Below are 20,014 nucleotides of genomic sequence, written 5' to 3'. Positions count from 1 at the left end.
GGGCCTCTTTCATAGGGCCGGGCTGCCATGCGCGGCGCCCTGCCCTACATGGCCGGGATGAACGCGCGCCGCCCTCCCCCACCCCAGGCCCCCCGGCGCGCAGCCCTCGCCGCCCCCCTCCTCCTCCTGGCCCGCCCCGGACAGGCCGCGCCGCCCGACGCCTGGGCGGCGCTGGCCCAGGGAGCGCTGGCCCCGATCCTCGCCTCGGTGGCCGCGGCGGACGGCCCGGTCCTGCTGAAATCCTTCACCACCGAGGGCGGGGAGGATTTCGACCGCGTCCATGCGGAAGTGGCCTTCACCTACGACAACGCCCTGGCCGGCCTCGCCCTGCTCGCCGGCGGGGAACGCGGCGGTGCCTCCCGGATCGCCGAGGCGCTGCGCCTCTGCGCGGAGCAGGACCGGCACTGGGCGGACGGGCGGCTGCGCAACGCCTATCCCGCCGGGCGGGTGTTCCCCGAGGCGCCGCGCAGCGCCCGTCCCCCGGGCTGGTGGGATGCCTCCCGGGGCGCCTGGCTGGAGGACGGCTACCAGGCCGGGAGCGCGGCCGGGCCGATGGCCTTCGCCATCCTCCTCTGGACCGCGCTGGGCGATCCGCCCCTTCGCCGAGCCGCGGAGCGGGCGGCGGACTGGCTGGAAGGGCTGCGCGCTCCCGCCGGTTATCGCGGCGGCACGATCGGGCACGAGCCCTCGCCCGATCCCCTGCCCTGGGTGAGCACGGAGCAGAACCTGGACCTCGCCATCGCCTTCGCGCGCCTCGGCCGGGCCGATGCGGCGGCCCATGCGGCGGGCCTCGTCCGCGCCATGTGGCGGCCGGCGGAGGGCCGCTTCGCCATGGGCCTCACCCCTGAGGGGGCGGTGAACCCCGGGAGCGCGCTGGACGCCAATCTCTGGCCCGCCCTCGCCTGGCACGGCGGGGGCTTCGAGGCCGCGCTGGACTGGGTGCTCGCGCGCCACGGCCTGCCCTCCGGCGCCCCGCCGGAGGAGATGGAGGGGCTGGACTTCAACGACGACCGCGACGGCATCTGGCTGGAAGGCACGGCCCAGGCCGCCCTGCTGCTCCGCCGGCTCGGGCGGGCGCCGCTCGCCGCCCGCTTCGCCGCCACCCTCGCCCGGCACCGGCGGCGGGACGGCTGGATCGCGGCGGCCAGCATCCCCTGGCTCACCACCGGCCTCGGCACGGGGCTGCGGCCCGGGGTGGCCGATTTCCTCTATCCCTCCCGCGGGCATCTGGCCGCCAATGCCTGGGCGGCGCTGGCGGCGCTCAATGCCAGCCCCTTTGGCCCCTGAGGTCCGGCGATCGGCTGACGGGGAACGGCGCACCCTCGCGCGCAGAAACGGGACGGCGAGCCGGGCCGCTCCCGGACCTTCCCTCCTGGCCCCACGCCCCCTGCCGGTCTAGCCTTCCTTCCCGGAGGAACCGCGATGACGCCGATGAGCCTGGAGGCCCTGGCCGCCGCCGTGCCGGACGGGGCGCTGCTCGCCCTGCCGCCCGACAACTCCCTTCCCTCGGTGGCCCTGGCCAAGGCGCTCGTGCGGCGGGGCGCGAAGGGGCTGCGGCTGCTCGGCGTTCCCGTCTCGGGCTTCGCGACGGACCTGCTGATCGGCGCGGGCTGCGTGGCGGAGGTGGAGACGAGCGCGGTCTCCCTCGGCGAGGCAGGCTTCGCGCCGCGCTTCTCCGCGGCGGTCCGGGCCGGCACGATCACGGTGCGGGACGCGACCTGCCCCGCCATCCACACCATGCTGCAGGCCGCCGAGAAGGGCGTGCCCTTCATGCCCCTGCGCGGGTTGATCGGCAGCGACATCCTCGCGCACCGCCCGGACTGGCGCGTGGTGCGGAACCCCCTCTCCGACCGGCCGGACCCGATCGTGCTGCTGCCGGCCCTGCGGCCCGACGTCGCGGCCATCCATGCCGTCATGGCGGATTCGGCGGGCAATGTCTGGGTGGGGCGGCGGCGGGAATGCGCCACCCTCGCCCATGCCTCCCGCCGCCTGCTGGTGACGGTGGAGCGGGTCGTGCCCGGCAACCTCCTGGAGGACGAGCGCCTCGCGCCCGGCACCATCTCCGCCACCTATGTCGAGGCCGTCGCGGTTGCGGAGCGCGGCGCGCATCCCGTGGCGCTGCTGGACGAGTACGGCTTCGATGCCGCCCATGTCGCAGCCTATGCCCGCGCGGCGCGCACGGAGGAGGGCTTCCGCGCCTGGCTGGCCGAGCACGTCCTCGGCGAGAGCGCGCTGAGGGCCGCGGAGTGACCGGCCCCGCGCGGCCGGAGGAGCGCCTGGCCGCGGCGCTGGCCCGGCTGATCCTCGATCCCCTCGCCCCGCCCGCGCGCCACATCGCGGTGGGCGCGGCCTCGCCGATCCCGGCCGCGGCCTGCTGGCTCGTGGCGAAGCTCGGCCACCCCGTGCGCCTTTCCCTCCTGCACAAGCGGAGCGGCAACCCCTTCACCGAGGGGTCGCGGGAGCTGTTCGACCTGACGGGACAGGGGCGGATCGACCTCTTCTTCCTCGGCGGCGGGCAGATCGACGGGGAGGCGAACATCAACCTCATCGGCACGGGCGAGTGGCCGGGCATGGGCGTGCGCTTCCCCGGCAGCTTCGGCTCCGCCTTCATGTACCTGATGACCCCGCGCACGATCCTGTTCCGGGAGGAGCACTCCCCCCGCGTGCTGGTGCCGCGGGTGGATCACCTCTCCGCGCCCGGCACCTCGCCGCCCCAGGTGTTCCGGCGCGGCACGGCCCAGGCCCTGGTGACCGGCCGCTGCGTCTTCCGCTTCGACCCCGCCCGCGCCCGCTTCGCCCTAGAGAGCGCCCATCCCGGCGAGACCGCCGCCTCCATCCGCGCGGAGACAGGCTTCGACTACGACGCGCCGGAGGACGTGCCCGTCACCCCCGATCCCACGCCGGAGGAGCTGGCCCTGCTGCGCGGCCCCGTGCGGGACGAGATGGCCGAGACATACCCCGATTTCTGCGCCCGGCTCTGGGGGGCGCCCGCCACCGCTTGAGCCCGGCCCGCCAGGGGCGCAGAACGAGCCGAGGAGGACAACACCCATGACAGACGCGCTCCCCCAGCCCGAGACGCGCGCCGCGAGCCCCGGCGCCCTGGCCGGGATCAAGGTCATCGACCTCACCCGCGTGCTCGGCGGCCCCTACTGCACCATGATCCTCTCCGACCACGGGGCGGAGGTAATCAAGATCGAGCCGCCGCAGGGCGACGAGACGCGCGCCTGGGGCCCGCCCTTCATGGACGGCGCGGCGAGCTACTTCCTCGGCGTGAACCGCAACAAGCGCGGCGTGGCGCTGGACCTCTCCCGCCCCGAGGGGCGCGAGGTGCTGCTGCGCCTGCTGGAAGGCGCGGACGTGCTGGTGGAGAACTACAAGCCCGGCAGCATGGAGCGGTGGGGCATCGGCTACGAGACCCTCTCCCAGCGCTTCCCGCGCCTCGTCCACTGCCGCGTCTCCGGCTTCGGCGCGGAGGGGCCGCTCGGCGGGCTGCCGGGCTACGACGCGGTGGTGCAGGCCATGGTCGGGCTGATGTCGATCAACGGGGAGCCCGGAAGCGGCCCGCTGCGGATGGGCACGCCGGTGGTGGACCTCGCCACCGGCCTCTACTCCACCATCGGCATCCTCATGGCGCTGCAGGAGCGCGAGCGCTCCGGGCGCGGGCAGTACGTGGACATGACGCTGCACGACTGCGGCATGGCGCTGCTGCACCCGCAGGCCGCGAACCACTTCCTGAACGGCAGGCGCCCCGCCGCGACGGGCAACCCGCACCCCAACATCAGCCCCTACGCCAAGTTCCGAACCCGGACCTGCGAGATCTTCGTCGCCTGCGGGAACGAGCCCGCCTGGCGCAAGTTCTGCGCCTTCCTCGGGCTGGAGGACATCGCCGAGGACCCGCGATTCGCCACCAACGGGGACCGCGTGGTGAACCGCGGGGCGCTGGACACGATCCTGGAGGCGCGTCTGATCACGGAGGACGGCCACGCCCTTTGCGAGCGCATGCTCAAGGCCGGGCTGCCCGCCGGGCCCGTGCTCTACGTGGACGAGGCCGTGGCGGCCCCGCACACGGCGGCCCGCGAGATGGTGGCCGAGATCGGCGAGTTCCGGGCGCTGAACACCCCAATCAAGCTCTCCCGCACGCCGGGCGGGGCGCGCACGGCGCCTCCCCGCTTCAACGAGCACGGGGAGGAGGTGCTGGCCGCCGCGGGCTACTCGGCCGAGGAGATCGAGGCGCTCCGGGAGGAGGGCGTGCTGGTGGCCAAGCCCAGGGGCTGAGCAGGGGCTTGCGCCAGATGGAACGGAATCTTCAGGGATAGGGGGGGAGAATGGCGGCCCTTGCAGGAGAGGTCGCCCCTTCCATGTCACTGAACTCGCTTCCCATCCGGGGCAAGCTGCTCGTTACCTTCGGCCTGATGTTCGCCCTCATCCTCGGCCTGGGCGGGCTGTCGATCCACCAGTTCGGCGTGATGAACGCCGCCACCCGCGACATCCGGGACAACTGGCTCCCGGGCGTCGCCGCCATCGGCGAACTGAAGACGATCATCAGCCGGGAGCGCATCCGCGCCGCGCGCGTGATGGCGACGGATGACCCCGCGCAGCGTGCCGGCGCGCTCAACGACACGACGCAGGCCGGGGTGGCGGTCCAGGCCGCGCTGAAGGCCTACGAGGCCCTCGTCTCCTCCCCGGAGGAGCGGAAGATCTTCGAGAAGATCCAGGCAACCTACCGCACCTACTCGGAGTTCGTGCGCCCCCTGCTGGCCCGGCATGACGATCCGGCGGCGATGGCCGCCTTCAACGGACCGTCCGCGCTGCAGTTCCGCGCCTTCCTCGAAGCGGCCGACCAGGCGAGCGCCTTCAACAAGGCGGGCGCCGCCACGGCCGGCGAGGAGGCGGAAGCCGCCTATCGCCGAGCGCTCTGGACATGCCTTGGCACGCTTCTCCTCGCCGCGATCCTGTCGGGCGCGAGCGTGGTCTGGCTGACCCGCAACGTGGCGGGCGGGATCGGGAACCTCTCCGGCTCGATGCTGCGCCTCTCGCGCCGGGATTACGGCTTCGAGCTGGGCGAGGTGTCGCGCACGGACGAGATCGGCGAGATGGCGCGCGCCGTCATGACCTGCCGCGACGGGCTGCGCGAGGCCGATGCGCTCGCGGCCGCCCGGGCCGAGGATGAGCGGGTCAAGGCCGAGCGCTCGGCCCGCATGGACGCGCTCGTGCGGGACTTCGAGGCCGGGACGGCCGACGTGCTGCGCGGCGTGGCCGCCGCCGCGACCGAGCTGGACGCGACGGCGGGCGAGATGGCCGGCACGGCGCAGGAGGGCATCTCGCGCGCGACCTCGGTGGCGGCCGCCTCCGAGCAGGCGAGCGCGAACGTGCAGACGGTCGCCGCCTCCGCGGAGGAGCTTGCCGCATCGATCGCCGAGGTCTCCCGCCAGGTGACCAGCAGCGCCGAGGTGGCGCGCCGCGCGGCGGACGAGGCGCGGGCGACGGATGCGGCCGTCCACGGACTCTCGGAAGCGGCTCGCAGCATCGGCGACGTGGTGCGGCTGATCTCCGACATCGCCGGGCAGACGAACCTGCTGGCCCTCAACGCCACGATCGAGGCGGCGCGGGCCGGCGAGGCGGGGCGCGGCTTCGCCGTGGTGGCGAGCGAGGTGAAGAACCTGGCCGCCCAGACCGCCAAGGCCACGGAGGAGATCAGCAGCCAGATCGCGGCCATGCAGGCCGAGACGGAGCGCGCGGTGGGGGCGATCGGCGGCATCGTGGAGACGATCGAGCGGATTGGCGGCATCACGACCCAGGTCGCCTCCGCCGCCGAGGAGCAGTCGGCCGCGACCCGCGAGATCGGCCGTGCCGTGGCCGAGGCCGCCGCCGGCACCCAGGACGTGTCGCGTCACACGGCAGGGGTGACGGAGGGGGCCGAGCGCACCGGCGCCGCCGCCGACCAGCTCCGCGCCGCCTCGGGCGAGCTCTCCGAGCAGGCCGAGCTGCTGCGCAGCCGCATGGACCGCTTCCTCGGCGAGATCAGGCGGGCCTGACCCGGAGCCCTGCCGCCCCTCTAGGCGGCAGGGCTCTCCGCCTCGGAGGGCATGGCAAGGCGCGCTGCCTCCAGCTTCTGGCGGTAGGAGCGCAGGGAGAAAGGGATCATCCCCATATAGACAAAGCCCGCGGCCGCCAGCGCGGCCCAGGGCTCGGCCACCAGCAGCGCCGCATAGGCGGCGGCGCCGAGCATGAGCAGAAGCACGGCCTGGCGGGGGATCTTCACCTTCTTGAAGGACCAGGTCGGCAGGGTGCTGACCAGCAGCCCCGCGATCGCCACCAGCAGGACGGTGGAGAAGACCGGGTGGCGCATCGCCGCCGCCAGCCGGTCGAGCCCCCAGCCCTCGAAGGTGAGGGCGGCGAAGATCGGAAAGAGGGCTAGGCCGGCGCCGGCCGGGGCGGGAACGCCCGTGAAGAAGCCCGCCGGGCGGGGCACGGTGCCGGGCGCGGCCGGGGCGTCGATGGCCGCGTTGAAGCGCGCGAGGCGCAGGGCCATGCAGGCCGCGAAGAGCAGGCAGGGAATGAAGCCGAGCCCGCGCGCGTCGTGCAGCGTCCAGAGGAACAGGATGAAGGCGGGCGCCACGCCGAAGCAGAGGAAGTCCGACAGGCTGTCGAACTCGGCCCCGAAGCGGGAGGTGGCCTGGAGAAGGCGCGCCAGCCGCCCGTCGATGCCGTCGATGAAGGCGGCGACCACGATCAGCGTCACCGCCGGTTCCCAGCGGGCCTCGATGGCGAAGCGGATCGCCGTCATGCCGGCGCAGAGGCCGAGCATCGTCAGCAGGTTCGGCAGCAGCCGGTTGAAGGACAGGCCCCCGAGCCGCGGCCGCTCCCTCGGACCGAGCTTGCGCGGGGTGAAGCGGAAGCGGCGCGGCGCCTGTCCCATTCCTCTATCAGGCTCCTGCTGGCTGCGTGGCCGTGGGGTGGGAGAGATCGGCCATGACCGTCTCGCCCCCGATCATGGTCTGGCCGACCTCGACGATGGGGCGAACGCCCTCGGGCAGGTAAAGGTCGGTGCGGCTGCCGAAACGGATGATGCCGAACCGCTCGCCGCTGCGGATCTGGCTGCCCTCCCGCACATCGCAGAGGATGCGCCGCGCGATCAGTCCCGCGATCTGCACCACGGCGTAGTCGCGCCCGTCCGGGATGCGGACAGCGAGGGCGTTGCGCTCGTTGTCCGTGCTCGCCTTGTCGAGGGAGGCGTTGACGAAGGCGCCGTGCCGGTAGGCCACCCGCGTCACCGTTCCCTCCATGGGAACGCGATTCACGTGCACGTCCATTACCGAGAGGAAGGTGGCCACCCGCCAGCGCGGGGCGGGGCCGAGCCCCAGCTCCTCCGGCGGCACGGCCGGCTCGATGGAGACGATGTGCCCGTCCGCGGGCGCGACGAAGAGGCCGGGCTTGCCCGGGGTGACGCGCTCGGGGTCGCGGAAGAAGTAGAGGCAGAAGCCGGTGAAGGCCGCGCCCAGCCAGAACAGCCAGCCTCCCAGCACCGCGCCGCCGAGGACGGCCACCGCCGCCCCTCCGATGAGGAAGGGTCGCCCGGCGGGGTGCGGGGGGGCGAGGACGAGGCGCAGGTTGTGCGCGAGAGACATGGCGATCCAGGAAAGTGGGAAGGTCCGGTTATGGTTGCTCGGAGCCCCCCGGACAACCCTGCGCCTCCCTTTCGGCGCCCGGATGCGCCTAGGGCACCGCCAGGACCTGCCCGGGATAGATGCGGGCGGGGTTGCGGATCTGCTCCCGGTTGGCGCGGTAGATGACGGTGTAGCGCGTGCCCTGGCCGTAGGCCTCGCGCGCGATGCGCCAGAGATTCGCGCCGGGCTGGACCACCAACCGCCCGTCCCGGACCGTGCCGGGCGGGAGGATCTCGCGCTGGAAGGGCACCTCGATGCGGCTGGCCACGCGAACCGCCCGGGGCCCCACAGGGTCGAGCTGGTCCACCCGCAGCATGTGGCGCCCTCGCGCCAGGCCGGCGGAGGGGATGAGCGACCAGCGCCCGGCCGGATCGGCCTGCGCGTCGCCCAAGTGGCGGTTGTCGGCGTAGATGCGAAGGCGGACACCGGGCGGGGCGTTCCCGGCGAAGCGCATCGCGCCGGCCTCGTCGTAATCCACCACGTCCAGCCCAAGCGGCAGCGCGGGCCCATCGGACCGGCCGAGCAGCCGCGGGGCGCCCGCGGCCGTGGGCGGGAGAAGGAGAACGAGCGGCCCCTCCGCCCTTCCCTCTTCCCGCGCGACCCCATCCGGGGTTGCTCCCGCCACCTCCGGCCCGGCTGGCGCCGGGCCGACCACGAGCACGGTGTCGGCGCCCATCATCTCCTCGCCGCCGGGCAGCCGCGCGGCCAGGGAGAGCTCGCGCGCCCCACTGCCCAGGGGCTCGGCGGGAAGGATGACCCATTCGCCGCGCGAATCGGCGCGGGCCCGCCCGATCTCGCGCCCGCCTTCCCGCAGCACGACATCGGCGCCCGGCGCGGCGCGGCCGGCGACCACGACCGTGCCCCGGGCGCCCATGCGCACCACGTCGAAGCGGGGCGGCTCGGGCAGCCGGGCGGGCCTGGCCTCCCCGGCGGGGGGCAGGGATGTGGGGCGCGCGCCTCCCTCCGCCCGGGTCGGGGCCGGCGCGGGCGGGGCCGCGGCGCGGTCTTGCAGTCCGTAGAAGGCACCGCCCCAGAGAGCGGCCGCCAGGACCGCAGCGCCACCGACGATCCATAGCCGCGAGGCATCTGTCATGGAGTCGTAACTAGTGCGCCCGCCCCCCATGCCACAAGGGCACACTCGCCTGGTGCTCCGTTACCGAGGACCTCGCCCTGGGCGCGCGCCACCGCCGCCCCCTATCCTGCCCCGGCAGGAGAGGAGGACCAGGAATGGCCGAGTCGGATGGGGTGCGGGTGAAGGTGTGGGACGGCTGGATCCGCCTCGTTCACTGGGGCGTGGCCGCGCTGGTCGGCTTCTCCTGGTGGAGCGCGGAGACGGGCCGGATGGACTGGCACTTCATCTCCGGGGAGGTGATCCTCGCCCTGCTGCTCTTCCGGCTAGCCTGGGGAATCGTCGGGTCCGACACGGCCCGCTTCTCCCGCTTCCTGCGCTCGCCCATGGCGGGGCTGAGGCATCTCCGCCACATCGGCCGGCGAGAGCCGGACACCGAGATCGGGCACAATGCGGCGGGCGGCTGGATGGTGCTGGCGCTCATCGGGCTGCTGCTGGTCCAGGCCGGATCAGGCCTCTTCACCGATGACGGCATCCTCACCCGCGGCCCGCTCGCACGCGCCGTTCCGCCGGAGGTGTCGGATGCCGCGCGCAGCGTCCATCTCGGCGCCTTCAACCTGGTCCTGGCCGCGGTGGCGCTGCATGTCCTGGCCGTGCTGGCCTATGCCGTGCTGAAGCGGCAGGATCTCGTGCGGCCCATGGTCACGGGCTTCAAGCGGCTGCCCGCCGGCTGGGCCGGCCGGGGGCCGCGGATCGGCAGCCCCTGGCTCGCCCTCATCCTCCTCACCCTCGCCGCGGGGGTGGTGGCGGCCATCGCCCGGCAGGGCTGAGGCCGCCGGAGGGGATCAGCGCCCGCGGTAGTTGCGGTGGCAGGCGCCGCAGGTGCCGCCCATGTTCCGCACGGCGGCGCCCGTTGCCGCGGCATCGCCGCTCGCCGCCGCGGTCCGCAGCGCCTCCGCGGCAGTCACCGCATTGGCCGAGGCGCGCTCGAACCCGTCCCGGTCCGACCAGACGGCCGGCAGGGCGCGGGAGCCATTGCCGTCGGAGCCCTGGGGGAAGAGCGCGGGGAAGCCGCGGAAGAAGGTGACCATCTCCTCGGCACGGGGGGCCACCTCGCGCGTGTCGCCGCCGTCCTTGGCGACGTTCCCGATGGCTTCGAGATTCGCCTGCATCCGCTTCAGCCCTTCCTTCCGGGCCGTGACGGGGTCGGTCTGGGCGAGTGCCGCGCCTGCGGCGAGCATGGCCGCGAGGGCGGCGGCGGAGAGGAGGATCTGTCTCATCGGTTGTCCCGGTTGGATTCGCGAGAAGAGCCTAGCGGCGCTTCGCCGCCGGAACGATGGGGCGGGAGCCAGCATTTTTCCCTTCCGGCCCGTTTTCAGGCCGCGTCGGCCACTGGGCACCCTTGCCCCGCCCTCGGCGGGGCGGTATACGCCGCCGCCCGGACGCCGTCGTGACGGAGCGTAGCTCAGCCTGGTAGAGCACTGTGTTCGGGACGCAGGGGCCGGAGGTTCGAATCCTCTCGCTCCGACCATCGACGGCTCTGGAAAGCCCCGCACGGAACCCCCGTGCGGGGCTTTTCCATATCGCCCTCCTCCACCGTGGCTGCGGCGCAACAGGCACGCCGGATCGTTACGCGGCCCGCCCGGCCCCATGGAGAGTGGCACAGCCCTCGCTAGGGATCCCTGCACCACGCAAGCGCGTGAGGGGGAGATTTCATGAGGACCAAGACTGTCCCGGCCGCGGCTTTCGCGCTGGGCCTCTCGCTCGCGGCCGGGACGGCCGGGGCTTTCGAGCTGGAGAGCGCGGGGCTGACCATCGGCATCACGCCGACCGTCTCCAGCGACTACCTGTTCCGCGGCGTCAGCCAGACCCAGAACCGCCCGGCCGTGCAGGGCACGATCGACATCCAGCACACGAGCGGCCTCTATGTCGGCGCCTTCGCTTCCAATGTCACCTTTCTCAACACGAACGCCCGCCAGGAGATCGACGCGCTGGCAGGCTGGCGCACGAGCCTCTACGGCGTGAGCCTCGACCTCGGCGGCATCGCCTACACCTATCCGGGCTATCAGAACGGGCCGGGCTTCTACGACCTGCAGTATTTCGAGCTGGCGGCCAAGGCGAGCTACGAGGTCCCGTCCCTGCCCGTTCCGGTGAAGGTGCTCGGCGCGGTGAACTACTCGCCGAACTACCAGGCCGAGTCCGGCACCGGCTTCTATGTCGAGGGCGGCGTGGAGGTCTCCCTCCCCTACGACTTCACCCTCGCCGGGCGCGCCGGCTATCAGTGGATCCAGAACAACGCCCGCTGGGGATCGCCCGATTTCGCCAACTGGAACGTCACCCTGGCCTACAAGTTCTCGGACTTCGTGCTGACGGCCGGCTACTACGACACGAATCTGAGCCGCGGCGAGTGCTTCGGCGCGCAGAAGATCTGCGAGGCGCGCGCGATGGTCTTCCTCAGCCGCACCTTCTGAGGCCGGTTCGGAACCCGGGCGGCGCGGGCCTTACTTTCGCGCCGCCCAGAGGATCAGGCGCAGGGCGGGCCATACCCAGGCCAGCCCGGCCGCGAGGAAGTAGAGCGCCTGCCACGCCCAGTGGCGCGGCACGGCATCGGCCAGGGCCACGGCCAGCCCCACATAGAGCAGGAAGCCCAGGATGCCGACCGTGGCGGCGATGGGGACGCGCGACATAGCCGCGCTGGTGCCGCATTCCCGGCCGCGCGCCAAGCCCCCTGATGCCCCTGCCCGCGGTTTGCCCCGCGGGCCCGCGGCGGCCTATGAGGCGGCCGCCCTTCCAGAGACGGAGCCCGCGCAGTGACCACCAGCCCCGCCGATGCCCCACGGCTCGACCTCAAGGACCATATCCGCGGCATTCCCGACTTCCCGAAGCCGGGCATCCTTTTCTACGACATCTCCACCCTCCTGCGGCATGGCCCGGCCTGGAAGGAGGCGATGCGCCGCCTGGCCGACATCGTGCGCCCGCACCGCCCCACCCTGCTGGCCGGCATCGAGAGCCGCGGCTTCCTGGTGGCGGCGCCCCTCGCGCTCGAGCTCGGCCTCGGCTTCGTCATGCTGCGCAAGCGGGGCAAGCTCCCGGGCGCGATCATCGGGCTGAACTACGCGCTGGAATACGGGACCGACCGGATCGAGATGCAGGCCGATGCCGTCCGCCCGGGCGACCGCGTGGTGGTGCTGGACGACCTCCTGGCCACCGGCGGCACCCTGGCCGCGTGCATCGCGCTCCTCCGGCAGGCCGGGGCGGAGGTGCCGGCCGCCGCCGCCCTGATCGAGCTCACCTCGCTCAAGGGCCGGGCCAGGCTCGGCGACACGAACTTCGAGGCGCTGCTGGCCTATGAGGGCTGAGACGGTGCGGGATTGCCACAATCCCGCCCCACCCGCCCCGCAGCGTCCGGCGCCATGACGGACGAATCCTCGCCGCGCCCGCGCCTTCCCTCCCCCGTCCTCGGACGGCGAGCGGCGGGCATGGCGGCGCTGTCGCTCGTCCTGCCCGCCCTCCGGCCAGGTCGGGCGCGGGCGCAGGCCCAGGATACCGGCGTCGTGCTGGTACCCGGGCCGGAAGACGCCGCGCCGGCACGCTGGGCCTCCCGGGCCGCGGCGGCCCTCTCCCGCGGGCTGCACCGACCGGGAGCCTTGCGGCTCTCCCATCTCGGAGGCCCCGACGGCGTGACCGCCGCGAACCGCTTCGCGACGCTGGAGGGCGCCGAGAGCGTGCGCTTCCTCGCCCTCCCCGGCTGGGCCTGCCATGTGCGGCTGACCGGCGCCACCCGCGCGCGCTTCGAGCCGGGCGCCTGGATCCCGCTGCTCGTCTCCTGGCACGGCGCCGTGCTGGCGGGGCGCGGCCCCCTGAACGCGCGCGGCCCGGCCCCGCTGCGCGTCGCCATCCCGTCCCCGGATTCGCCGGAGGCCGCGGCGCTCGCCGCCCTTGACCTTCTCGGCATCCCCGCTCGCCCTGTCCCGGGCATGGCGGAGGCGGCCTTCGCGGCGGGGGAGGCCGACGCGCTCATCGTCAGCGGCGCCGATCCGGTCGCACGGGCGAGCATGCTCGGCGCCACGCCCTGGTGCGCCCTCGGCCAGGTCGGCGAGGGAGAAGCCGGGGAGCTCCCCGTCCTCACGGGCGAACCCTCGTCGCTTCGCGGCGTGCTCGCTGCCGCGGCAGGGATGCAGATGCGGGCGGCACTCGTCATGCCTCCCCTCACTCCGGCAGACACCCTGGCCGCCTGGCGCCGGGCAGCGCTGCGCTGGCAGGAGGAGGAACGCTCCCAGCCGGGCGAAGGCCATGCGCTGACGGGCACGGCCGCCGCGGCAGCCTTCGCCCTTGCAGTGCCGCCCCCGGATGCGACGCTCACCTACCGGAGCTGGCTGGAGCGGCGCCTGGGCTGGCGTGCCGCCTGACATGAACCACGTTGCGCGGCAGCGTCAGGCGAAGAGCGCGAGAAGGCTGGACCCGCTGCCGCCCGTCGTCCCGCCGCCGGCAGCGGCCATAACATAGCGCTCGGTCAGCTTTGCCGCCTGCTTCGGGTCATTAAGGGTGGACAGGTCGATGCGGGACGTGATTGCCCGAGCCTGGGTTTCCACGCCCTGGATCGCGATGGTCTGCGGCAAGCCAAGGGCGCCGGTGACCACCCGGCGCAGCACGGCATCGCCCAGCACCTCATAGGCTGTCAGCTTCGTGCCGCTCGCCATGCGCTGCTTGAAATAGAGCGCGTCGGAGATGCCACCTGCCTGCTCGTCCTGCGACAGGCGCCACTGATAGGCCTTGAAGCCCTCCGTGATCGTCTTCTGGATCGTGGCGTCGCGCAGTCCATCCAGCCCGCGTGTCGCAAGGTTGAGGGTGTTGGCCGCGCTCTTCCACCGGGAGTCCGTCGCGGCAAGCTTCGCGGCGACGGAGTTCGTATCCTTCGGATCCGACATGAGAGCGCGCACGGCCAGCCCCGGCGTGCTCACCGCGTCAGGCAGGCCGAGGGCGGGAAGCAGCACCTCGGCCACACGCGGATCGCGCAGCGCCGCTTCCACCGACTTGGCGCGGGAGACGCCCTCGGTGAAACGGGTGAGCGCGAGCTTGACCGCGCCCTCCTTCGCGATCTGGGCAACGCCCTTCGCCTCGGCCCCGCTCGCGGCGGCACGGCGCAGCGCCAGCACGGCCGAGCCGGCGTCGGCGGCACTGGCCCCTCCCGCCGTGCCACCGAGGATCGCGAGGGCGAGCGAGCCAGACATCTCAGCCGCCCGTCGTGAGCCCGGCCGCGATGCTCTCGTTCACTTCGATAAGGAAGCCGAGATCCGGCTTATCACGCTCCATCTCGCGCAGGACGGTACGACCGACCGAGACGATCGAGGCACGCAGCGCCGGCGGGAGCGCGTTGTTCGGGTCGAGCAGCACACCCTCCACCGCCAGCCAGAGGCGACGATTGTCGGCCAGTGCACGAATAGCCCGCAGCCCGACCTCCGGTCCTGTACCCTGCGCCGCGCGCAGCGCGCCGGTGACACGGCGGAACACATCGGCCTCCTGCACTCGCGGCGGCATACCTGCCCTCGCCACGCGGTAGGCCAGCGCTGGGTTCTGATGCATCATCATGCAGTCGTCTCCTCCGGCGTGGGTCTCACGGCCTGAGGGGGTGCAATGCCGAGTACAGCCTCTTCATGACGCATCACGCGGCGGGCGAGCTTCAGCGCCGTGTAGCAATCATCCTCCTCCGCCGCGGTGAGCGCCCGGTCGAGCATGGCGGAAGCGAGGTTGGAAGTGGTTGCCGCCTGGAACTCGGCGATGAGGCCGCGCGCAGCCTCCAGCCCGCGCTCGCGCTCCTCCTCGCTGCCGATATAGGCGGTCTGCAGGGCGAAGTAGATGCGACGGGCGGGCGTATCGGCCGCCTCGGGCGGCAGGATCTGCTTGCCGAAGAGGAAGCGCGCCTTCGCTGTCAGTTCGATGCGTGTTCGGTTCCTGAACCGGATAGGGGCACCATTGACGACCATGAGGTCGCCTTGGCGCAACTCTAGAACCAGCGTGGACACGGTCTTCGCGTTCCTTCGTGGCTTGCGATGCGGCGCACCGGCCTTGCGCGGCTGCCGCACCGCCGCCGAGGGCGTCTCGCCGCCCGGCGCGATGGAGGGGGGACGGGACGGGGTGCCGTGGATCTTTCACGGCACCCCACCGTTCAGCGGAAGAGGCTGAGCAGGCTCTGAGGAGCCTGGTTCGCGATGCTGAGGGACTGCGTGCCGAGCTGCTGCTTGATCTGCAGCGCCTGCAGCTTCGCGCTCTCCTTCGCGAGATCCGCATCGACCAGCGCGCCGAGGCCAGTCTCCAGCGAAGCCATCTTCTCCTTGTTGTAGGAAATCTGGCTCTGAAGATAAGTATTATTATTACCGAAGGTGTTCATCGCCGTGTTGATGAGATTCATCTTCGTCGTGAAATCACCACTGGCACTAAGGGCGGTTGTCGCCCACGCGGTACCGGCCGTGAGGGTGCCAAGTTCCAGCGTTGCCCCATCCACCGCCGTCAGCGTGTAGGCGGTACCTTTCTCATTGCGCACCGTGGCAATGTTGCCATCGGTGGTGCTGAGAAGACTGCGGCCGTTATAAGTCGCATCCTCGATATAATTTTTAACCTGGCTCTGGAGAGATTTGTACTGCGCCTCGTACTGGGTACGCTGGTCACTCGAAAGCGTACCATCGGCCAGCTTGACGAGCACGGCGCGGACGTTGCTCATCGTCTCCGAAACCTTGGTCAAGCCGGAGAGCGCCGTACTGAGCACGCCCTGCACGCCGCCGATCTGCTCATTGGCGGAGGTGAGGCCGGAGATGTCCGCCCGAACCGACTGCGCGACCGCGAAGGCCGCGCCGTCGTCCTTCGCGTCGGCGACGCGGTATCCGGTGGAGATGCGCTTCTGGGTCACAGCGAGCGCATCGTTCGTGCGGTTGAGCGTCTGCAGCGCGATGGAGGCGCCGGTGTTGGTGTTGACCGAGTTCAGGGCCATGTCTTGCCCCTTTCCTGTCCGCGGCAGCCTCTCCTTGGCTTGCCGCCTGTTGCGATCCGCATCTTGCGGTATGAAGTGATCCTGACACCCCTGCGGTTAACGCCGGTTGAATCCGGCGCTTCAGCGCAGGAAGTTTGTCAGGGACAGGCCCGAGAGCCTGGATAGCGCCTGCCAGGAGGCCTGGAGGCGGGTCTGGGTGTCTTGGAGGGCGGTGAGCGTGGCGGCCAGGTCCACCTCCTCCACATCAGCGAGCTGCGCGTTGAGCGAGAGCTGCAGCTCACCGTGCCGCGTCTTGGCCGCCTCCAGGCGCGACTCGGAGAGGCCGAGCGCACCGGCCTCCTCGCCGAGCGCCGTCATGGCGGACTTCAATCCGGTCTTCACGCTCGTCATCACGGCGTCGAAATCCGCTCCCGTGGCGGCCTTGTCGGCGGTGAGCCCGGCCAGGGTCATCAGGCCGCGCAACAGGTCGCGGGACCACCCCCCCGCCTCGCTGCCCGCCGTTGTCGCCTCAGCGTTGCGATTCGCGAAAAGGCCGGTCTCGACGCTCTCCCCGTCCCCGGTCAGGGTGCTCCGGCGTGCCTCGTTGAGGCCCCGGCCCGGGTCTAGAAGGTAGTTGGAAAAGGGCGTTGCCCCAGGGGCACCGTCCTTTGCGGCAGAGAGGGTGGCCGCGAGGACGGCAGCGCTGTTCCCGGATGCCAGGGAACCCGCGGCGGCCACGATCTTCGTCGCCATGGGCGTGGCCATGATGGCGCCCGGGTTGGGAATCGGCGGGTTCGCGGAGTCGGCGCCGTTGAAAAGATACTCGCCCCCGTGCTTCTCGTTCAGCAGGGCCGCGACCTGCCCGATCGCCTGCCTCGCGCTGCTGGCGAGCGCGCTGATCCGGGTGCTGTCGGCGCTGCTGACCTTGCCCGCCTGGGTCAGGAAATCCTCCGCGATCGAGGAGAGGCCCTTCAGGGCCCCTTGCGCGGCGCCGGTCCGGCCGAGGGCACGGTCGATCGTCGTCGCGTGCACCTCCCGGCGGGAGATCTCGCCGCGAAGGTTGATGGCCCGCCGCGCGTCCCCGGCGATGTCGCCGTACCAGGTGCCGCGCTTCCCATCCGCGGACTGCGCGGTGAGCTTCTCGACCTGGGACTTGATATTGGAGGACTGGCCGATCAGCTGGGCCAGCATACCGGATCCAATGCCTGAGATGGCCATCACCGCACCGCCTGGAAGAGGGTGTCGTACATGCCCTGCACCGCCGAGAGGAGGCGGGCATTGGCCGAGTAGGTCGTCTGCAAGGAGATCATCGCGGCCAGCTCCTTGTCCATATCCACCCCCGATTGGGCGGAGAACCGGCTTTCCAGCGCGGCGAGAAGGTCGCCCGACATCTTGCCCGCTTCCTCTGCCTCGGCCCGCACGGCCGTCTGGGTCGCCACGAGCTGCGAGGCGTAGTCGCCGAGGCTGCGCGCGGAACGCAGTGAGGAGGAGAGGTTCCCGGCGGGGCCGAGGGAGAGCGTGGCGAAGCTGGGATGAGAGGTCCCCGCGGTGACCTCGGTCCCGAAGGTCTGGTTCAGCACGCGATCCAGCAGCGTGGTGAAGTCGGCGGGTCCGGTCGCGCCGTTGGGGGTGAAGGCCGTGGCTCCCCCCGCACCGGACGCGACGGAATGGGTCCCGTCCCGGACAAGCCTTGGGCTTTTCTCGACGTCAGTGTTGACCCTGAGCGAGCCGGCGAAGCCGATCCAGTTGCCAGTCTTATAGTCGCTGGAAGGATCAGGCACCTCCTCTGCCGCCCCGGTAAAGAGCCTCAGCCCCTGCCGGTCGAAGCGCGAGGCGAGGCTGGCAGCCGAGATGTCCAGCTCGGCCTGGGCCAGCGGCAGCTCGCGGTCGCGCAGGGAGACATAGGCCGCGAGCGTGCCTTCCCCGAGCCGGGCCGTCACATCCGTGTTGCCGAGCCTGATCCCTGGCAGCGTACCCCCGGTGCCGTAATAGGCCTGGGGACCGACCAGCATCGGATCGGTGGAGAAGGGCCCCTCGGCTGAGCGCAGGGGCAGGTTGAGGCCGCCCGACGTGATGAGGGTGATCCCGCCATCGGGCTGCGGCAGGGCGCGGACCTGCATGATGGAGGCGATGGTGACGACCGCCTGGTCGCGCTGGTCCTCAAGGTCCGCCGTGCTCGCACCCCGGGCGCGCAGCGGCAGGATCTGGTCGGTGAGATCGGAGATCCGGCGGAGCGCGTCGTTCAGCGTCTCCACATCCTTGACCATCCCGTCCTGCGCGGCCTGGCGTGCGGTCCCGATCGCCGTGGACACGGTGTTGTAGCGCTCGGCAAGGTCATCCGCCGCGTCCACGATCCTGGCCTGGAGCAGCGGGTCGGAGGGATCGTCGCGGAGGGACACGAAGGCATCGCCGAGCGCCGCCGTCAGGTCGCCGATGGAGTCGCCCGTCGCACCATGCGCCGTCTCGACGCCCTCCAGGATGCCAGCCCGCGCCGTGGAGGCAGCGCTGCGCGCACGGGCGAGATTCATCTCGGTGACGAGCGCCGTGTCCACGGCCCGCGCCGATTCGGCGCTCCGCACGCCGGAGAGGACGGCGCCGGCCACGACCGACTGCCCCTGGACCTCCTTACGGGTGTACCCAGCCGTCCCGGCATTGGAGATGTTGGACGCTGTCTGGGCGAGCTGCCTGTTGACATGCGACAGGCCGCTGCGCGCGATGGACAGGGCGAGGTCGAGGCTCATCCGCTCCGCTTCCCCGGCCCGGCCGACCCCGCCTGGGGGCTGCTGGCCGTGCCGTCATGGTTGATTCCGCGCCGCGAGGGGCGCGTGCCGGCCGCCGCGATCAGCGGCGCATGTTGATGGTGTCCTGCAGCAGCTCGTCCGCCGCCGTCACGATCTTCGTGTTCGCGGCATAGGCCCGCTGCGCCAGGATGAGCTTCGAGAACTCCGAGGCGATGTCGACATTCGATCCCTCCAGCGCGGAGGTGACGATCTTGCCGCCGCCGTTGGAGGCGGCGTCGTTCACCCGCGCCTCGCCGCTCTCCTCCGTGCGGAGATAGGCCTGCCCATCGGTCTTCTGCAGCTTGTCCGGGTCGGAGAAGGTGACGATGGGCACGCGGCCGACCGTGCGGGCCTGGCCATTGTCGTAGTTCACGGTCAGGTCGCCGTTGTCGCTGAGGGAGACGGACGAGAAGCTGCCCTGGGGCACGCCGTTCTGCGAGATGTCGCGCAGCGTGTACTTCGTGCCGGCGTACTGGGTGACGCCTGAGGGTTCGCCGAAATTCCCGAGGTCGAGCTTGATCGGCTGTGGCCCTTGTCCGAAATCCGCGGAGAAGGTCACGATGGCGGGGTCCCCCGCCTTCGTCGCGCTTCCGGCGAGAGTGCTGCCCACCACCGCGCCGAAGGAGTCGATGGTGCCGGCAGCGGTCGTCGATCCGCCGGTCGCGCCGAAGTTCACGTCGATGGTGCGGGTGGGTGCGGGCGTCGTCTTGTCGTCCGGGATGGACATGGTGAGCTGCCACTTGTTCGTGGCTGTCTGCTTCCACGTCATATCCACGGAGTGCAGCCGCCCGAGGCTGTCATAGATCTGGATCGTGGCCTCGGCGGGCGTGGTGGTGGAATCCGCGGGAAGATTGGCCGAGAGGGTCACATTCGTGGTCGGCACGGGGTTGTAGACGGACTGGTCGACCTGGATCGGCTTGATGTTGGAGCGATCCGGGTTGCCCTCGGCATCGGCCGTCCATCCCTGCAGGTAGTAGCCCTGGCCATTCACGAGATAGCCGTCGCTGTTCATGCTGAAGTCGCCCGCGCGGGTGTAGAAGGTGCGGGAGTCGAAGGTGGTGTCGCCATTGAGCGAGCCCGTCGCGCTCGCCACCGCGAACATGCCCTGCCCGGCGATCGCCATGGCGAGCGGGCTCTCGGAGGACTGGACCGAGCCCTGGATGGAAGTGGTGTAGTCCGGCCGCGCGGTGACCGATCCCGGCTGGTTCACCTGGGCCGTGGAGCGCGTGATGTAGGACACGAAGTTCGTGTCCGTGCGCTTGAAGCCGGTGGTCTGGCTGTTGGCCACGTTGTCCGCGACGTTGCCCAGGGCTCGGGCCTGGGCGGTGAGGCCGCTGATGGCCGTGGTCATCGAGGCGTAGAGCGACATTTGGGGCTCCGTAAGGATGCGGGCGGCCGGGCCGTCCTGTCCCACCTGGCGCAACCGGCATGCCAGGGCACGGGAGGTTTTTCCGGTGCTGTCGCTGCCGGTGGGCGGCAAGAGATGCCGCCCCGGCGGCCAGCGCTGCCGGTTGCGGCATGCCAGGGCGTGGCA

21 protein-coding genes and 1 tRNA gene are annotated in these 20,014 nt (G+C 71.7%); 10 read left to right on the top strand and 12 right to left on the bottom strand.

What is annotated here, in order from left to right; all coding sequences use genetic code 11:
- The first annotated feature begins 27 nt into the window (after positions 1–27).
- From FHS87_RS03935 to FHS87_RS03915, 5 genes are all read left to right on the top strand, one after another.
- Positions 28–1,287 (top strand): hypothetical protein, encoded by a 1,260-nt coding sequence (locus FHS87_RS03935; protein WP_184514134.1) that lies wholly within the window; start codon positions 28–30, stop codon positions 1,285–1,287.
- 135 nt (positions 1,288–1,422) lie between these two features.
- Positions 1,423–2,250 (top strand): CoA transferase subunit A, encoded by an 828-nt coding sequence (locus FHS87_RS03930; protein ID WP_184514132.1) that lies wholly within the window; start codon positions 1,423–1,425, stop codon positions 2,248–2,250.
- Positions 2,247–3,002 (top strand): CoA-transferase, encoded by a 756-nt coding sequence (locus FHS87_RS03925; RefSeq protein WP_184514130.1) that lies wholly within the window; start codon positions 2,247–2,249, stop codon positions 3,000–3,002. Before FHS87_RS03930 ends, FHS87_RS03925 begins: the two co-directional genes overlap by 4 nt.
- 46 nt (positions 3,003–3,048) lie before the next feature.
- Positions 3,049–4,275, top strand: a complete 1,227-nt coding sequence (locus FHS87_RS03920) for a CaiB/BaiF CoA transferase family protein (protein ID WP_184514128.1) — start codon at positions 3,049–3,051, stop codon at positions 4,273–4,275.
- 83 nt (positions 4,276–4,358) lie between these two features.
- The gene (locus FHS87_RS03915; RefSeq protein WP_184514126.1) at positions 4,359–6,035 is read left to right on the top strand and encodes a methyl-accepting chemotaxis protein; all 1,677 of its coding nucleotides are present in this window, start codon (positions 4,359–4,361) and stop codon (positions 6,033–6,035) included.
- Positions 6,036–6,055: 20 nt separating this feature from the next.
- On the opposite strand, the gene FHS87_RS03910 is transcribed toward FHS87_RS03915, so the two are convergent.
- The 3 genes from FHS87_RS03910 to FHS87_RS03900 all read right to left on the bottom strand — a co-directional run bounded on the left by FHS87_RS03910 (position 6,056) and on the right by FHS87_RS03900 (position 8,760).
- Entirely contained in the window at positions 6,056–6,919 is an 864-nt protein-coding gene (locus FHS87_RS03910) for a CDP-alcohol phosphatidyltransferase family protein (protein ID WP_184514124.1), read from the bottom strand.
- 7 nt (positions 6,920–6,926) lie between these two features.
- Entirely contained in the window at positions 6,927–7,628 is a 702-nt protein-coding gene (locus FHS87_RS03905) for a phosphatidylserine decarboxylase (protein ID WP_184514121.1), read from the bottom strand.
- 88 nt (positions 7,629–7,716) lie between these two features.
- Positions 7,717–8,760 carry a LysM peptidoglycan-binding domain-containing protein gene (locus FHS87_RS03900; RefSeq protein ID WP_184514119.1) on the bottom strand — a complete coding sequence of 348 codons (1,044 nt, stop codon included), beginning with the start codon at positions 8,758–8,760 and terminating at the stop codon, positions 7,717–7,719.
- Between the two features lie 134 nt (positions 8,761–8,894).
- Between FHS87_RS03900 and FHS87_RS03895 the strand changes: the two genes are divergently transcribed.
- Positions 8,895–9,566, top strand: a complete 672-nt coding sequence (locus tag FHS87_RS03895) for a cytochrome b/b6 domain-containing protein (protein WP_184514117.1) — start codon at positions 8,895–8,897, stop codon at positions 9,564–9,566.
- Between the two features lie 15 nt (positions 9,567–9,581).
- Here FHS87_RS03895 and FHS87_RS03890 read toward each other — a convergent pair whose 3' ends face one another.
- Positions 9,582–10,016, bottom strand: a complete 435-nt coding sequence (locus FHS87_RS03890; protein WP_184514115.1) for a c-type cytochrome — start codon at positions 10,014–10,016, stop codon at positions 9,582–9,584.
- A gap of 174 nt (positions 10,017–10,190) precedes the next feature.
- Between FHS87_RS03890 and FHS87_RS03885 the strand changes: the two genes are divergently transcribed.
- Together FHS87_RS03885 and FHS87_RS03880 are read left to right on the top strand one after the other, a co-directional pair.
- Positions 10,191–10,267, top strand: a tRNA-Pro gene (locus FHS87_RS03885).
- Between the two features lie 184 nt (positions 10,268–10,451).
- Complete coding sequence (locus FHS87_RS03880) at positions 10,452–11,207, top strand: TorF family putative porin (protein ID WP_184514113.1); 756 nt, start codon at positions 10,452–10,454, stop codon at positions 11,205–11,207.
- Between the two features lie 30 nt (positions 11,208–11,237).
- Here the strand turns inward: FHS87_RS03880 and FHS87_RS03875 are convergent, their stop codons facing one another.
- Positions 11,238–11,423 (bottom strand): DUF2842 domain-containing protein, encoded by a 186-nt coding sequence (locus tag FHS87_RS03875; protein ID WP_184514111.1) that lies wholly within the window; start codon positions 11,421–11,423, stop codon positions 11,238–11,240.
- A 123-nt stretch (positions 11,424–11,546) separates the two neighbouring features.
- Between FHS87_RS03875 and FHS87_RS03870 the strand changes: the two genes are divergently transcribed.
- Complete coding sequence (locus tag FHS87_RS03870) at positions 11,547–12,095, top strand: adenine phosphoribosyltransferase (protein WP_184514109.1); 549 nt, start codon at positions 11,547–11,549, stop codon at positions 12,093–12,095.
- Positions 12,096–12,149: 54 nt separating this feature from the next.
- Positions 12,150–13,145: a hypothetical protein gene (locus FHS87_RS03865; RefSeq protein WP_184514107.1), complete on the top strand. Its 996-nt coding sequence runs from the start codon at positions 12,150–12,152 to the stop codon at positions 13,143–13,145.
- Between the two features lie 24 nt (positions 13,146–13,169).
- Here the strand turns inward: FHS87_RS03865 and FHS87_RS03860 are convergent, their stop codons facing one another.
- The 7 genes from FHS87_RS03860 to flgE form a co-directional block, all read right to left on the bottom strand.
- On the bottom strand, positions 13,170–13,967 hold the full coding sequence (locus FHS87_RS03860) for a DUF1217 domain-containing protein (RefSeq protein WP_184514105.1): 798 nt from the start codon (positions 13,965–13,967) through the stop codon (positions 13,170–13,172).
- 1 nt (position 13,968) lies between these two features.
- Complete coding sequence (locus FHS87_RS03855; RefSeq protein WP_184514103.1) at positions 13,969–14,325, bottom strand: flagellar biosynthesis regulator FlaF; 357 nt, start codon at positions 14,323–14,325, stop codon at positions 13,969–13,971.
- Complete coding sequence (locus FHS87_RS03850) at positions 14,322–14,759, bottom strand: flagellar biosynthesis repressor FlbT (RefSeq protein ID WP_184514101.1); 438 nt, start codon at positions 14,757–14,759, stop codon at positions 14,322–14,324. Before FHS87_RS03850 ends, FHS87_RS03855 begins: the two co-directional genes overlap by 4 nt.
- Before the next feature lie 143 nt (positions 14,760–14,902).
- Positions 14,903–15,721: a flagellin gene (locus FHS87_RS03845; protein WP_184514099.1), complete on the bottom strand. Its 819-nt coding sequence runs from the start codon at positions 15,719–15,721 to the stop codon at positions 14,903–14,905.
- 120 nt (positions 15,722–15,841) lie between these two features.
- Positions 15,842–16,891, bottom strand: a complete 1,050-nt coding sequence (locus FHS87_RS03840; protein WP_184514097.1) for a flagellin — start codon at positions 16,889–16,891, stop codon at positions 15,842–15,844.
- Positions 16,892–16,917: 26 nt separating this feature from the next.
- Positions 16,918–18,441, bottom strand: a complete 1,524-nt coding sequence (locus FHS87_RS03835; protein ID WP_184514095.1) for a flagellar hook-associated protein FlgK — start codon at positions 18,439–18,441, stop codon at positions 16,918–16,920.
- A 100-nt stretch (positions 18,442–18,541) separates the two neighbouring features.
- A complete protein-coding gene (flgE, locus tag FHS87_RS03830; protein ID WP_184514093.1) occupies positions 18,542–19,849 on the bottom strand; it encodes a flagellar hook protein FlgE in 1,308 nt (435 codons plus the stop codon).
- Positions 19,850–20,014 lie beyond the last annotated feature (165 nt).

The organism is Muricoccus pecuniae (assembly GCF_014199205.1).
GTDB classification, from domain to species: Bacteria; Pseudomonadota; Alphaproteobacteria; order Acetobacterales; family Acetobacteraceae; genus Roseomonas; species Roseomonas pecuniae.
This window is presented reverse-complemented; position numbering and strand designations above follow the sequence as displayed.